Origin of the sequence: Streptomyces sp. NPDC096193, assembly GCF_040302905.1 — a bacterium.
Classification (GTDB): Bacteria; Actinomycetota; Actinomycetes; order Streptomycetales; family Streptomycetaceae; genus Streptomyces.
This window is the reverse complement of sequence record NZ_JBEOSJ010000001.1, coordinates 1,510-15,911: the sequence shown is the minus strand read 5'-3', so window position 1 is coordinate 15,911 and position 14,402 is coordinate 1,510. Positions and strand designations below refer to the sequence as shown.

The following is a 14,402-nucleotide window of genomic DNA, read 5'->3' as shown; positions in this document are numbered from 1 at the left end:
GGGTTCGGCCAGCAGCAGGCCCGTGGGGCCGTTGACATCGCGTGGCCGATGAACGCACACTCGTCCGAGTGAAAAATGAACTGTAGTTCATCTGGCGAACCACTGCATCCCTGCCAGTGCTTCCGCCCCTGACGAGGAACCTCCGCGATGGACAAGGTCAAGCAGAGCGCCGCCGACGCGGTCGGCGACATCAGGGACCACGCCTCCCTGGCGGTCGGCGGCTTCGGCCTGAGCGGAGTGCCGAACACCCTGATCGCGGCCGTCCTCGCCGGTGGGAGCCGCGGACTGCAGGTGGTCTCCAACAACTGCGGGGTCGACGGCGGGGGTCTCGGCACCCTGCTCGCCGCCGGCCGTATCGCCCGTGTCACCGGCTCCTACATCGGGGACAACAAGGAGTTCGCCCGGCAGTACCTCGGGGGCGAGCTGGAGGTCGAGCTCGTACCGCAGGGCACACTCGCCGAACGGCTGCGCGCCGGCGGCTGCGGCATCCCCGCCTTGTACACCCGCGCCGGTGTCGGCACCCAGGTCGCGGACGGCGGGCTGCCCCTCCGCTACGCCCCCTCCGGGCCGGACGCGGATGCAGGCGCGGCGGCCGTGACGAGCCCCGCCAAGGAAGTCCGCGTGTTCGGCGGGCAGGAACACGTCCTCGAGTACGGCATCACCACCGACTTCGCGCTCGTCCGGGCCGCGAAGGGGGACCGTTACGGCAACCTCGTCTTCAACAAGGCCGCACGCAACTTCAACCCGCTCGCCGCGATGGCCGGGCGGGTGACCGTCGCCGAGGTCGAAGAGCTCGTGGAACCCGGTGAGTTGGACCCCGACGCCGTCCACCTCCCCGGAGTGTTCGTGCAGCGCGTGATCGTGCTCGACGCCGAGCAGGCCGCCGACAAGCAGATCGAGAAGAGGACGGTACGAGCCTGATGGCGTGGACGCGGAACGAGATGGCCGCCCGCGCGCCCGCCGAGCTGACCGACGGTACGTACGTCAACCTCGGCATCGGCCTGCCCACGCTCGTCCCCGGCTTCCTGCCCGAGGGCGTCGATGTGGTCCTCCACTCCGAGAACGGCATCCTCGGCGTCGGGCCCTGTCCGACCGAAGATGAGATCGATGCCGACCTCATCAACGCGGGCAAGGAAACCGTCACCGTCCGGCCCGGGGACGCCTTCTTCGACTCCGCCCTCTCCTTCGGCATGATCCGCGGCGGTCACATCGACACCGCCGTCCTCGGTGCCATGCAGGTCTCCGCCACCGGGGACCTCGCCAACTGGTCCGTCCCCGGCAGAATGATCAAGGGGATGGGCGGCGCCATGGACCTGGTCCACGGAGCCCGCCGGGTCATCGTGCTCACCGAGCACACCGCCCGGGACGGGTCCCCGAAGATCGTCCGGGAGTGCACGCTTCCGCTCACCGGCAAGGAGTGCCTGCACCGCGTCATCACCGACGGACCTCGCCGTCCTCGACGTCACCGAGGAAGGGCTGCTGCTCGTCGAGACCGCGCCGGGTGTCACCCCCGACGAGGTCCGGCGAGGACCGGGGCGCCCGTCCGTCACCACCCCCTGACACCCCCTCACGCCCGCACCCAGGAGCTGACATGACCGACCGCCTCCGTGATGTCTATGTGGTGGACGCCGTCCGCACGCCCTTCGGCAAGTACGGCGGCGCCCTGTCCGGTGTCCGGCCGGACGACCTCGCGGCTGGCGTCCTCGGCGCCCTCGCCTCCCGTACGCCCGACCTCGACCCGGCGCGTATCGACGACGTCGTCTTCGGGAACGCCAACGGGGCCGGGGAGGACAACAGAGACGTCGCGCGCATGGCCGTGCTGCTGGCCGGGCTGCCCGTCACCGTGCCGGGCGCCACGGTCAACCGGCTCTGCGGCTCAGGGATGGAAGCCGTCATCCAGGCGGCCCGTGCCATCGCCGTCGGGGACGCGTCCATCGCCGTCGCGGGCGGTGTCGAGTCCATGAGCCGCGCGCCCTGGGTCGTGCCCAAGCCCGAACGCGCCTTCCCCGCGGGCCACCAGGAGATGTTCTCGACCACCCTCGGCTGGCGGATGGTCAACCCGCGGATGCCCAAGGAGTGGACGGTCGCCCTGGGCGAAGGCGCCGAACTGGTCGCCGACCGCTACGGCATCGACCGCGAGGCACAGGACGCCTTCGCGCTCGCCAGCCACCAGAAGGCCGCCCGTGCCTGGGACGCGGGGCTGTACGACTCCGAGGTCGTGCCCGTCGACGGCGCCGACCTGGCCCGTGACGAGTGCATCCGCGACAACACCTCCACCGAGGCACTGGCCAAGCTGAAGCCCGTCTTCCGACAGGGCGGCACGGTCACGGCGGGCAACTCCTCACCCCTCAACGACGGCGCCGCGGCTCTGCTGCTCACCGACGAGGACGGTCTGCGCGCCACCGGCCGGGAACCGCTGGCCCGAATCGGAGCCACGGCCGTGACCGGCATCGAGCCGCAGTACTTCGGCGCCGGGCCCATCGAAGCCGTCCAGCGCGCACTCAAGAAGGCGGGCCGCGGGGTCGGCGACCTCAGCACCCTTGAACTCAACGAGGCGTTCGCGGCCCAGGCGCTCGCGTGTGTCGGGCAGTGGCCCGGACTCGACCCGGCCGTGGTCAACCCGCGCGGCGGCGCCATCTCCATCGGCCACCCGCTGGGTGCGTCAGGCGCCCGGATCACCGGCGCAGTGGCCCACCAGCTCGCCGCGGCGGGCTCCGGCACAGGCATCGCGGCCCTGTGCATCGGCGTGGGCCAGGGGCTGGCGCTCGTCCTGGAGAGGTGACAGTGACGGGAGCGGCGAGTCCCGGCAGGGCACCGCAGTTCTTCCGCGCGGCGGAACTCGCGGACAACGGCACCGGACTGCCCACCGGATGAGGCCGCAGAAGCACGGACAGGGTGGTGGCCCCCGGGATCCGGGGGTCACCACCCTGTCCGCGTCCGCGGGTCTCCGAGCGGCGGTCCGCAGCACTCACACCGGTCAGGACGCGGTGGGACGACGGTGCGTCAGCCGGACCGTCAGCGCCGGGATGATCACGGCCGCGGCGACCACATGAGACAGGGCCAGGACGATCTGGGTCGAGAGCGCTGTGTGGGGAGCCATGAACGGCGGTGCGAGGGAGAGCACGGTCATCGCGACGGTCGTGACGGCGAAGGTGCGGGCGGGACGCTTCGCGAAGCGGGCCAGCAGCACCGCGAGGACGATGCCGACGACGGTCCAGAACAGCACACCGAAGGCGAAACCGAGAGGCGGGATCGCGGCCGCCGCATCCGCACCGGGACTCGCCGCCTTCAATGGCACGCCCGCGCCGCGGGCGACGGTGGCGAAGACTTCGGTCGTGATCGCCCCCGCGACGGCCGCGACGACACCGGCCCGCCACACGGGCTGGGCGATCACAGTGGCACGGAACACGCGGGCCGAACGGGAGGTAGGGGGCTCGGTGGTGAGGGTCGTGGTGGTCACGATGCTGCCTCCTGGCGCATGGCGGGTTGCATTTGTCATCGAGGCAGACGGGACCGTGGCCGTGAACTCATCGGTTACGGCAGAGTTTTCTCCGAGGTGTCGGGATCGCCGGAGCCGGCACTGTCGGACACCGGTGACAGACTCGTGCGCACCACACAACGGAGCACAGAACGGAACTGAGAACGCAAGCCACTACGGCCGCCGCGGTCCGATGAGTTCTCGTTGCCGGCCCGGTCGTATCCGGTGACACGAACAAGACGTACGGCGCGCAAGATCCTTGAAGAGAGACCCGGACCTCGACACGAGACCGGCCGCGATGAGAGACAGCCCGGAGACTCAGGAATCGGAGACATGAGATGTGCACACACCGGCCCACCTGCCCGACCGCCGCCCACACCGACCGTGACGCCGCACGTATCGTCGCCGCCCACCCCGAACAGGGCTGGAGTCTCCTGTGCAACGGCACGGTCGTCTTCGACGACACCGGGGAGCTGCTGCCGGACGGCGAGATCATCCCGCCGCACCGACCTCTCGGCACCACCCCGCCGTCGCGTGGGCAGTTGACCGTCGCCGCCTGACCTGACCACGACGCCTGAACAGGTCCACGCCGCCAGACCTGCGCACGCCGCCAGACCTGGCCCTCAGGAGCCCCGCCACCGGTCACCTGGTGTGATCCGGTGCCCTCGCGCACCACCAGCTGACCCGGCAAACCGCCGGCACCACAGTCGACCGGTTCCGCCCCTCGTGTCCTCGCTCGTCCGGCCCGTCCGACGGTGTTTCCGTCCGTCGTGCGCAAGGGGCGCCCCGCACCGCCGGTTTGGCCGCTGCAATCCGGGCAACCCGGCGTTCGAACGGCGTCCAGCAAGCGAATTCACCGAGTTGGGCACATGACACGTGAACCGGGAAGGCAGCCATGTCCACAGTCCTGACCATCGTCGCACTGGTCGCGGTACTTGCGATCGTCGTCGCCGCGGTGTTCTACCTCGGCCCGGGCAAGGGAGGCGGACGGGGGCTCAAGCGCCGGTTCGGTCCCGAGTACGACCGCGTTCTCGCCCGCCACGACGGGGACACCAAGGCCACGGAACACGAACTGAACGAACGCGTCAAGCGGCACGGCGACCTGAGGCCGAAGCCCCTCGCCAACGAGGCGCGTGAACAGTACGTCGCCCAGTGGGCCGGTCTCCAGGAGCAGTTCGTCGACTCCCCGGCCCAGGCAGTGGCCGACGCGGACAAGCTCGTCGCCCGCCTCGCGCGGGACCGGGGCTTCCCCGAGGCCTCGCAGCACGACGAGCACCTGGACGCTCTCTCCGTGCACCACGCCGAACACGTGGGAGGCTACCGCCGTATGCACCTGGCCGCCCGCGCCGAGTCGAGTACGGAGGAGCTGCGCGAGGCGATGGTCGAGGCACGCGGGCTCTTCGAGGCCCTGGTCAAGGCCGGGCCCGAGGACACCCGCACCACCCGTGAGCGTCCTGCCGAGAGCGGTCGCCGCGGCCACCTGCTGAAGCCGAAGGGGAGTGGCGTGTGATGGCGTACGAAAGGGAGCAGGTCCCGGCACCGAAGCGCGTCGGTACCCCCGACCCGGTGGAGACGGCGAAGCCGGTCGCGTCCCGCGAACGGTCCGAGTCCGGCGAACCGGTGGAGACGGCAAGGCCTCTCGGCTCCGGGCGACCGGTCGAGCCCCGCGAGCCCGCCGGACCGGCGACGTTCGTCGAGCCCACCGCCACGACCGGCACCCGTGGCCAGGGCGGTTCGGTGGCGGCGGGCGACACCGCCCGGCGGACCGAGGCCACGGAGGCGCCCAGGACTCCGGAGGCCCACGAGACTCCGGTGCCGCACGGGACTGCGGCCGGCCACACGCACGCCGAGCCGCAGGAGCACAAGACCGCCGGTCATCTGATCGCGCAGGACGAGCGAGAGAAGCTGGCCCGGCGGCTGCACGACTCCCTCAGCGGATTCGTCGACGCCCCGCGGCACGCCGTCGAGGACGCGGCAGCGGTCATGGACGATGCCGCCCAGAAGATCACGGCCGCGCTCACCGAGCAGCGCCGCGCCCTGCGCGCCGACTGGCACGGCGAGGGGAAGGGCGGCCCGAGGGAGACGGACACCGAGGATCTGCGCCTCGCGCTGCGCTCCTACCGCGAGATGACGGAACGCCTGCTCCGTCTGTAGCGCGTGCCCGACGGATGTCGGCGGACATCGACCGGCATCGAGGGATGAGGCCCGGCCACCGGCCGGGCCTCATCCGTGCGCGTGATCCGTGCGCGTGGTCCGTGCGCGTGCGCCGTGCGCGTGCGGATTCGCCGCTCGACGTCCGGTACGCGCAGGCCCTACGCGGATGCGGGCGGGCCCGCCGTCCGGCGCCCGAGCGTGTCGACCGCCGCGATCACCCGGTCCCAGAACAACTCGGTCTCCAGGTGCACGGCGACCCGGGCGTTCACCGGCCGGTCCAGATACTGATGGAGATCGACCACCGTCGCCCCGCGCGTGTACCGGCCATGCAGTTCGACCGCCACATGCGCGTCGACGCACTGCACGATCGCCGGGTCGATGACCCGTGCCACCGCGACGGGATCGTGCACCGGCGGCGAGGTGAAGCCCCACAGCCGCTGATACGTGGAGGCGAAGTACGTCATCAACTCCACGCACACACGGCCCAGTTCCGTGTCCAGGCCGTCGAGCCGCGCCAGTACGTCGGGGGTTGCCGGCGCCTGGTGTGTGACGTTGAGGCCGCACATCGTGACCGGCACACCGCTACGGAACACGATGTCCGCGGCCTCGGGATCGACATGGATGTTGAACTCGGCGGCCGGGGTCCGGTTGCCGCGCTCCGTGGAGCCGCCCATGAGCACGATCTCGCGGATACGAGCGGCCGCGTCGGGATACCGGGTGAGCAGGAGGGCGATGTTCGTCAACGGCGCCGTCGGCACCAGGGTCACCGGCTCCGGACGCTCGTTGAGGATCCGGTACATCAGCTCCACGGCATGCTCGGGAACCGTGTCCACCGTCGGCTCCCCGAACCGCGGGCCGTCCATGCCCGAGTCGCCGTGCACGTCCTCGGCCACGAGAAGGGGCTGTACGAGCGGCTGTGCGCACCCCGCCGCGATGGGCACGTCGGTGATGCCGGCGACCGTACAGACGCGGCGCGCGTTGAGCGTGGTCTTCTCCAGCGTCTGATTGCCGGCCACGGTCGTGATGGCGAGCAGATCGATCGCCGGGTCGCCCGCGGCGAGCATGAGGGCGATCGCGTCGTCGTGTCCGGGATCGCAGTCGATGATGATCGGAACGGGCGGCACAATGCTCCTCGTCGTCGGTCGGCAGCGTGTTCAGTGTGCCCCTCGTCCCGTCCCGCGGGGCGGACATCAGTCCCGACGCCGGACGGCCGGGCTCCGGAAGAACGCCCGTACGTCGCCGACCAGCAGTTCCGGCACCTCCATCGCCGGAAAATGCCCTCCGCGGTCGAACTCCGTCCAGCGCACGATGTTGTTCGTCCGCTCCCCGATGTGGCGCAGCGGAATGAAGTTGTCCATCGGGAAGACGGCGAGTGCGGTCGGCGTGTCCGACGGCTCCGGCGGCGCGCCCCAGTAGGCCGCGTGCGCGCGCTCGTAGTAGATGCGGGCGGACGATCCGGCCGTACGCGTCAGCCAGTACAGCATCACGTTGGTGAGCAGGTGGTCGCGGTCGACAGCGCCCTCGGGGCGCTCTCGCCTGTCCGTCCACTCGTGGAACTTCTCCGCGATCCAGGCCAGCTGGCCTACGGGGGAGTCCGTCAGTCCGTAGGCCAGGGTCTGCGGCCGGGTCGCCTGGATGTCGGCATAGCCCTGGCGCTCGCGGATCCACACCTTGTTGCGCTCCCAGGAGGCGCGGGTGCGCTCGCGCTCCGCCGGGCTCAGCGCGGCCGTCTCCTCGGCACCCGGCTCCTCCGACGCGGCCGCACCCGGCAGGAGGTTGAGGTGGACGCCGATGACCCGGTCGCGGTGGATCCGGCCGAGCTCACGGGCGACGGCCGCACCCCAGTCGCCGCCCTGCGTGCCGTACCGCTTGTAGCCCAGTCGCGCCATCAGCTCGCCGAAGGCGGCGGCCACCCGCTGGAACTCCCAGCCGCGCTCCTTCGTCGGGCCGGACAGTCCGAAGCCGGGGATGCTGGGCATCACCAGGTGGAAGGCGTCGGCCGGATCGCCGCCGTGCGCACGCGGATCGGTCAGCGGGCCGGCGATGGCGGCGAACTCCACGACGGATCCCGGCCAGCCGTGCGTGACGATCAGGGGTGTCGCGTCCGGCTCCGGCGACCGGAGGTGGGCGAAGTGGACACTCGCTCCGTCGACGGTCGTGGTGAACTGCGGCCACGCGTTGAGTGCGGCCTCCTCCGCCCGCCAGTCGTACTCGTGCCGCCAGTACCGGACGAGCTCCCGCACGTGGCCGAGCGGGGCCCCGTAGTCCCAGCCCGCCCCGGGCAGTTCGTCCGGCCAGCGGGTGCGGTCCAGGCGTTCGTGCAGGTCGTCGAGCTCACTCTGCGGGATATCGATGCGGAAGGGGCGGATGCGGTCGTCGTTCGAGGTCGTCACGGCGACGGATGCTATCCCTCTGCCGCGGCGGTCTGTCGACGCGTTTTCAGCACGCTCCCCACGATCGGCACCCCAGGCCGGTCGGCATTCCAGGCCGGTCGGGTGTCCAGGCCGGTCGGCACCCCGGGCCGGGCGGCTGTCAGGGCCTCCCGGTTCCCGGGGGGAGGCCGGAGCCGGGTGCGGTGCGGAGATCCGGGTCGTCGGCCCGGTGCGTGGCGGACCTCGGGGTGTGGCCGGGAGGGCCACCGGCGGCCGCACCGGGGCTCATTCGGGGGTCTGCGCCGCCAGCCGTTCGGCCTTCTTGCTCGCCGCCGATGCCTGCCGGCGCGCCGACTTCGCGGCCTGTTCGGCCGCCTTCGCGGCGTCACGTGCGGTCCGTGCCTCCGCGCGGGCTTCCTTCTGTTGCTGCTGGGCGGCCTTGAGCTCCCGGGCCAGCTCCGACACCCGCTCCTCGGCCTCGATCCGCGCGGTGTCCGTCCGGTCCCTCTCCGACTCGGCCTCCCGCTGCTCCGCCTCCAGGGCACTCGCCTTCTCCTCGGCGGCTTCGGCGGTCTCGGCCGCCCTCCGGGCCCGGTCGAGCTGCTTGGCCAGTTCCCGCTCCTCGGCCCGCGACCGCGTCTGCGTACCGGGCTGCGTCCGCTTCTCGGGCTTCGCCGAACCGCCCGACGGCGTGGCAGGTGTCTCCCGGGGAGGCACCGTGGTCTGCACCGCGCCGTCGAAACCCACGGGCGCGCTGAGCGGCCTGGCCAGACGTCCCGCTGCCCATTCCTCGGCCGCCCGAGGATCGGCGAGCACGGCATGCAGCGTGTCCTCGATCTCGTGCTGTGCTGTCTCGCCGACCGACTGGCCGGCCGCCTCCGCCAGCTTCCGGGCTTCCCGGGCCAGGGCGCCGACGAGCGCGTGCTGCTGTCGGCCGAGCTCCCTCAGCTGCCCGCCGTCGAGCTGCTGATGGGCCTGGCGCAGCCCTTCACCCAGGCTGATCAGCGGCTGCACCTTCTCCGGCTGCTGCCGTACGAGGAGGTTGCTGGCCCAGGCGGACAGTGTCGGACGCCGCAGCTCCTTGATCCGTGCCGCCAGTTCGCGGTCTCCCGCTGTGCGGGCCCGGGCCGCGCGTTCATTGCGCGCGGCCGTGAAGTCCTGGGGCAGGAGCTGGTACAGCTCGTCGGTCACGCTTTCCAGATCCACGGTCCTCCAGCGGGCGCTGCCCCCGTGATCGATTCTCCCACCGCCGGACCGGCGTCGCTTCTGGAGCCCGGCCGGAGCGGGAGCGCGTGTGAGGGGCGACGACCGCGACCGACGCGGCTCCGGGGAGCGAACCACATCTCCCAGGAGCCCCCGAGCCCCGAGCCCGGGAGCCCCGAGCCCGGGAGAGGCTCACCGCCGGACGGTTCAGCCGACCTTCGTGGTCTCCTGCTCAGGCGCGGTGGCCGCTGCATCCTCCGCCGCGGCCTTGCGCCGCCTGCGGCCCGGCAGGACGAACAGCACCAGCAGCGTGCCCGCGCCCATCGTGATGCCGCCGACCAGGCTGGTGCTCGACACGGCTTGGGCGAACGCCTGGTGGACGGCGCCCACGAGCGCCTGTGCCTGCTGGGGGCCGACGGCCGGGTCCTGGGCGAGGCGCTCGGCGACGGCGAGTCCTCCGCCGACGGAGTCCTTCGCGGTGTCGAGGGCCGCGGCGGGCAGCCGGTTGCCGACCAGGTCGGTCAGCTCGTTGCGGTAGGTCGTGCCGAGCAGCGAGCCGAGGACGGCGATTCCCAGTGATCCGCCGAGTTCGAGTGCGGTGTCGTTGGCGCCGCCGCCGACGCCCAGTTCGTTCTCCGGGAACGTCGACATGATGGTGTCGGTCGCGGGGGACACGCTCAGCCCGATCGCCACGCCCAGCAGCACCAGGGGCCCGACGAAGTCCGTGTAGGTGGAGTTCGTGTCGATCAGCGTCAGCATAAGGACGCCGACGGTGCCAATCACCATGCCGGCCACCACGGTTGTCTTCATGCCCACCTTGGGCGTGAGGCGCCCGGTGAGCGCGGCACCCACGAACACCGCGCCGGCGAGGGGCAGTAGACGTACGCCGGTGTCCAGCGCGCCGTAGCCGAGCACGAACTGCAGGTGCTGCGTGGCGTAGTAGATCGAGCCGAAAGTGCCGAAGAAGAAGAACAGCACGGCGAGCATGGAGCCGCTGAAGGAGCGGATCTTGAACTTGCGTACGTCCAGCATGGGCTGCGGGTGACGCAGCTCCCACAGGACGAAAACCAGCAGGCCCGCGGCGGCCACCACCGCGGCCGTCACGGGACCGGTGCCCCAGCCGAAGTGGGGCCCTTCGATGATCGCGTAGACGAGTGCGGCGATCGAGACGATGGACAGCAGTCCGCCGCCGAAGTCGAGCCTGCCCATGCCCTCCGCCTTCGACGGCGGGATCAGCGTCAGGGTCCCGATGAGGGTGAGCACCACGACGGGCACGTTGATCAGGAAGGTGGAGCCCCAGGCGTGGTTCTCCAGCAGCAAGCCGGCGACCAGCGGGCCGACAGCGATCGCCAGGCCGGATGTCGCGGTCCAGGCGGTGATGGCACGGCCGCGTTCCGTGCGGGGGAACGTCGCCACGAGCAGGGACAGGGTGGCCGGCATGATCACGGCGGCGCCCACGCCCATGATCCCGCGGGCGGCGATGACCAGCCCGGTCTCGTCGACGAGGCTTCCCATGACCGATCCCGCACCGAAGATCAGCAGACCGACGACGAGGGCGCCCCGGCGGCTGTACTTGTCGCCTATCGCGCCGAGCACCAGCATCAGGGCGGCGTACGGCACGGTGTAGCCGTCGATCACCCATTGCAGGTCACTGCTGCTCAGGCCCAGGTCTCGGGTCATGTCGGGGGCCGCGACGATCAGTGACGTGTTGGCCATCACGATGATCAGCAGGCTGAGACACAGCACCAGCAGCGCCCACCAGCGCCGCGCGTAGGGCGTGTCCATCCTGTCGACCGGCGTCTTCGCGAGGAGAGGCATTGTCTGGACTTTCGAGGGAGGGGATGGGGGAGCACCACTATTTGCACGCTCATGTGCAGACTAGTTACTTGCACAGGCGTGTGCAAATGGGCTCCCCGTCGAGGCTGCGAGCCCGTGCGGGAGCGGGTGTGCGGACGTCGCAACCCACGCCGAAGCGCGGCTGGTCGCAGCCGTACGGCGTGGGTGAGAAGCCCCCGAGAGGGGTGGTGGACAGAGAGTGAGGGGCGGTGGATCAGAGAGTGTCGTCGGGCTCGATGACGACGTCGATCGACTCCGCGAGCTCGCGCACCACAGTCTCGGCCCGCTCCGCGGGCACGCCGGCGGCGATCAGCGTGGTGACCGCCGTGGCTTCCCCGTTGTCCTTCCATGCCTGCCTGTTGACGCTCTCCAGCAGGGAGAGCGTCAGGGCTTCCAGTGCGGCGCTGAGCACGGCCGGCGGCACATGGGCGTGGAAGGTGCCCGCGGCCCGGCCCCGGTCGAGGATGCCGGTCACTTCCCGGCGTGCGGGCGCCAGTACGCCGGTGACGCGCTCCATGCCGAGATCGCGGCGTGCGAGCGCGAGCAGCATCCGGTAGCGGTCGCCGATGGGCCACATGGTCAGGACGAAACGCGCGAATGCCCGCTCGGGGTCCTCGTGCGGTGCGGTCGCGACGTCGACCGCCGTCCGCAGTACGCCCGCCGCCTCGTCGGCGAGAGCGTCGAGCAAGGCGGTCCGGCCGGCGAAGTGACCGTAGACGGTACGACGAACGACGCCTGCGGCCCGCGCGATCTCCTCGAGGGTGGTCTCCGGGTTGACGGCCAGCTCGCGGCGCGCCACGGCCAGGATCCGCGCCCGGTTCGAGCGGGAATTGCTGCGTTGCGGCTCGCGAGCGGCAGGCTTGGTCACGGCGGTACCCCGGGGGACGGGCCTCCTCGGATCCGGAGGACGCGGTCGGTGTCCCCATGCTTGCACAGGCCCGGGCAAACACCCTCGCACCCGTTGGTGCCGCGGTCGTCGGCGGAGCACGGCGAGCGCCCGCACCCGGCGGCCCGGCCCCCCGGCCGGGCTCGCCTTCGTCCATGGGCGGCGCCCTTACTGTACTGCGGCACAGTAGGAACGGGACGGGTCGTGCGGGGTTTCCGGCGGTAAGCGCCGCACGTCGGCCGTCGCTTGCGAAGCCGTACGCCGTCGTGGTCGACCTCACCTCACCGATCGCGTCATAGCGAACGCGATCAGGACGTACGGCACGGCGAACAGGGCGAACAACGTGCCGTGGCCGGTGTATTGGGACGCCGTGCCGTAAGCCGCGTACATCAGCAGCGTCGACACACTTGTGCCCAGGCCCGCCAGTGAGGTCACGGTCGCCCTGCTCGGCCCGGGGATGGCCGCCTGCAACCGGGCGTCGGCGACCACGTCGGCCATCTGGAATACCAGAAAGGCGGACGCGAGGAGCAGGAAGCCGTACGGGCTGCCGGACAGCGCGCCCACCGCCATGAGCAGTCCCGCCACCGCGACGGCCGCACCCGTCGTGCACGCCGCCATACGCTCGGCGCGCGCGGCGAGCAGGCTGCCGAGGGTGACACCGACCCAGACGGCCAGGACGAGAAAGGGCACGTCCCGCGTCGACGCTCCGATCTCCATGGCCAGTAGCGGCACATACTCGTCCAGCGCACCCCACACCGTGGTCAGAAGAACGGCCATCAGCAGGGCGTGGCGTACCGCCCTGCTCCTGCGGACCTCGGACAGAGCTGTCTTGAGCGTCGCGGCGTAACCCGCTGCCGGGGCCTCGTCGTCCTGTCCTGCCGAGTTGTCCGGCCGGTGCTCGGGCAGAAAGGCCGCCGCGGCCGCGCACAGCACACACGCCACGACACTGGCCGTGCCCAGCGCCGCGTAGCCGCCGAGTGCGAACAGTGGGCCCGCCGCCGCGGTGGCCACCGCCGTCGCGGCCATGCTCACCGCCCCGGCGCGGCCCATCAGCCCGGCGTAGCGCGACGCGGCACCGAGCCGGTCGAGCTCCTCGTAGACAAGGGCCTCCTGCGCGCCGGAACGCAGCGCACCGCCGGTGCCCCAGAGGACGAAGCCGACGGCAAAGGCCCCGTACGACGGGGCCACGACCCACAGGGCGAATCCGGCGGCCGACAGCAGCGGCCCGATGATCAGAAGCAGCCGGCGGGAGACCACATCGGCCCACACACCCGAAGGCACTTCGAGCAGCAGTCCGGTCACCGACCAGATGGCGAAGAGGGAGGAGACCTCCGCGGTGCTCAGGCCGTGTTCGGCGAAGAGCAGTGCGTAGACCGGATAGAGCAGGATCAGATCCTCGAAGCCGGCGGACACGAGGAGCGTCCGCTCCAGCCGCCGGATCTGCGGGCCGGGCACGCAGTTGCGAGCGGGCACGCCTGAGGTGGGAAAGAGCATCGAAGGTCCTTCTGCGAACGGAACGGATGGCGGCGTCGGCGCTCGTCCCGTGGGCGGCGCTCGACAGCCCGTTCCGTGCGGACCTTCAGTGGTGGATCAATGTCGTCGTCGGTTCATGCCCTCAGTGTACGAAGGCGGCCGACGCGCGGCGCGGGATTTCTCTCCCGCGTGAGAGGGGTGCGACCGGGCGCGACGGGGACACGGACACAGGCCCCCGGACCCGGGCTGCCCGGGTGCCCGACTGCTTCACGCAGTGCGCCCCGGGCACCCGGACAGCATCCTCAGCCGGGCCAGGTGCCCGTCAGCCGATAGGTGGCGGTCGCTCCGCTGCGGTCCACCGCGGCCTTCACCACGGCGAAAATCGCGCCCTGCAGAGCGGCGGCGATCAGTATCTCACGCCAAGACCGGTCCTGGTCCGTGGCGTCGGGAGCGTCGTCCTGATGCCCGATGACCTTCCACGCCTGCTTGAACGCGGCGCCCGCGATCATGCCGCTCACGGTACCGAGGACCATGCCGACCGGCTTGTACGCGATCTTCGACGCCTTCATCAGCGGTTCCTGCCACGGCGCTTGACGGCAACCAGCACCAGTACACCCGCGGCGGCGGTGAGTAGCAGCGGGCCCTTACGGCGGCGCGCTACCTCACCGGCCTGGCTCGCCCTGTCGGTCAGCGCGTCCGGCGCCTTCTCCTGGAAGGTGTGCGCCACGGTGGCCACCGTCTCCGCGATCTGCGCCTTGGCCTGAGCGGCCTTCTCGCGCACCTGCTCGGGCGTCTTGTCCTGAGCGATGTGCGCCACGCGGGCCGCGGTCTCCTGCACCTGGGCCTTGCCCTGTGCGGCCGCGTCCTGGACCTGCGTCTTGGCCTTGGCGGCCTTCTCCTGCGCCTGGGCCTTGCCCTGTGCGGCCGCGTCCTGGACCTGCGTCTTGGCCTTGGCCGCCTTCTCCTGCGCCTGGGCCTTGCCCTGTGCGGCCGCGTCCTG

General features: G+C 71.3%; 14 protein-coding genes and 1 pseudogene. 6 read left to right on the top strand and 9 right to left on the bottom strand.

Annotation, left to right across the window (positions count from 1 at the left end):
- Window positions 1-147 precede the first annotated feature (147 nt).
- From ABTX78_RS00090 to ABTX78_RS00080, 3 genes and pseudogenes are all read left to right on the top strand, one after another.
- Entirely contained in the window at window positions 148-921 is a 774-nt protein-coding gene (locus ABTX78_RS00090) for a CoA transferase subunit A (protein ID WP_352204521.1), read from the top strand.
- A pseudogene (locus tag ABTX78_RS00085) lies at window positions 921-1,560 on the top strand (3-oxoacid CoA-transferase subunit B). Before ABTX78_RS00090 ends, ABTX78_RS00085 begins: the two are co-directional and overlap by 1 nt.
- 31 nt (window positions 1,561-1,591) lie before the next feature.
- Window positions 1,592-2,782, top strand: a complete 1,191-nt coding sequence (locus ABTX78_RS00080; protein ID WP_352204520.1) for a thiolase family protein — start codon at window positions 1,592-1,594, stop codon at window positions 2,780-2,782.
- A 195-nt stretch (window positions 2,783-2,977) separates the two neighbouring features.
- Here the strand turns inward: ABTX78_RS00080 and ABTX78_RS00075 are convergent, their stop codons facing one another.
- Window positions 2,978-3,460 (bottom strand): DUF6069 family protein, encoded by a 483-nt coding sequence (locus tag ABTX78_RS00075; RefSeq protein WP_352204519.1) that lies wholly within the window; start codon window positions 3,458-3,460, stop codon window positions 2,978-2,980.
- Between the two features lie 356 nt (window positions 3,461-3,816).
- Between ABTX78_RS00075 and ABTX78_RS00070 the strand changes: the two genes are divergently transcribed.
- The 3 genes from ABTX78_RS00070 (at window position 3,817) to ABTX78_RS00060 (ending at window position 5,632) form a co-directional block, all read left to right on the top strand.
- Window positions 3,817-4,038, top strand: coding sequence for a DUF5999 family protein (locus ABTX78_RS00070; RefSeq protein WP_352204518.1), 222 nt, complete (start codon window positions 3,817-3,819; stop codon window positions 4,036-4,038).
- A gap of 335 nt (window positions 4,039-4,373) precedes the next feature.
- Window positions 4,374-4,988, top strand: coding sequence for a hypothetical protein (locus tag ABTX78_RS00065; RefSeq protein WP_352204517.1), 615 nt, complete (start codon window positions 4,374-4,376; stop codon window positions 4,986-4,988).
- Window positions 4,988-5,632, top strand: a complete 645-nt coding sequence (locus ABTX78_RS00060) for a hypothetical protein (protein ID WP_352204516.1) — start codon at window positions 4,988-4,990, stop codon at window positions 5,630-5,632. The genes ABTX78_RS00065 and ABTX78_RS00060 overlap by 1 nt, the downstream gene beginning before the upstream one ends.
- 158 nt (window positions 5,633-5,790) lie before the next feature.
- On the opposite strand, the gene ABTX78_RS00055 is transcribed toward ABTX78_RS00060, so the two are convergent.
- The 8 genes from ABTX78_RS00055 to ABTX78_RS00020 all read right to left on the bottom strand — a co-directional run.
- Entirely contained in the window at window positions 5,791-6,756 is a 966-nt protein-coding gene (locus tag ABTX78_RS00055) for a nucleoside hydrolase (protein WP_352204515.1), read from the bottom strand.
- Window positions 6,757-6,822: 66 nt separating this feature from the next.
- Complete coding sequence (locus tag ABTX78_RS00050) at window positions 6,823-8,025, bottom strand: epoxide hydrolase family protein (protein WP_352204514.1); 1,203 nt, start codon at window positions 8,023-8,025, stop codon at window positions 6,823-6,825.
- 264 nt (window positions 8,026-8,289) lie between these two features.
- Complete coding sequence (locus tag ABTX78_RS00045) at window positions 8,290-9,210, bottom strand: hypothetical protein (protein WP_352204513.1); 921 nt, start codon at window positions 9,208-9,210, stop codon at window positions 8,290-8,292.
- Between the two features lie 204 nt (window positions 9,211-9,414).
- Window positions 9,415-11,025 (bottom strand): MFS transporter, encoded by a 1,611-nt coding sequence (locus ABTX78_RS00040; RefSeq protein WP_352204512.1) that lies wholly within the window; start codon window positions 11,023-11,025, stop codon window positions 9,415-9,417.
- A gap of 232 nt (window positions 11,026-11,257) precedes the next feature.
- Window positions 11,258-11,911 (bottom strand): TetR/AcrR family transcriptional regulator, encoded by a 654-nt coding sequence (locus ABTX78_RS00035; RefSeq protein ID WP_352204511.1) that lies wholly within the window; start codon window positions 11,909-11,911, stop codon window positions 11,258-11,260.
- Between the two features lie 294 nt (window positions 11,912-12,205).
- Complete coding sequence (locus ABTX78_RS00030) at window positions 12,206-13,423, bottom strand: MFS transporter (protein ID WP_352204510.1); 1,218 nt, start codon at window positions 13,421-13,423, stop codon at window positions 12,206-12,208.
- A 281-nt stretch (window positions 13,424-13,704) separates the two neighbouring features.
- The gene (locus ABTX78_RS00025) at window positions 13,705-13,971 is read right to left on the bottom strand and encodes a DUF4235 domain-containing protein (protein WP_352204509.1); all 267 of its coding nucleotides are present in this window, start codon (window positions 13,969-13,971) and stop codon (window positions 13,705-13,707) included.
- Window positions 13,971-14,402 (bottom strand): hypothetical protein (locus ABTX78_RS00020; RefSeq protein ID WP_352204508.1); only part of this gene is annotated, 432 nt, incomplete at its 5' end. The genes ABTX78_RS00020 and ABTX78_RS00025, both read right to left, overlap by 1 nt.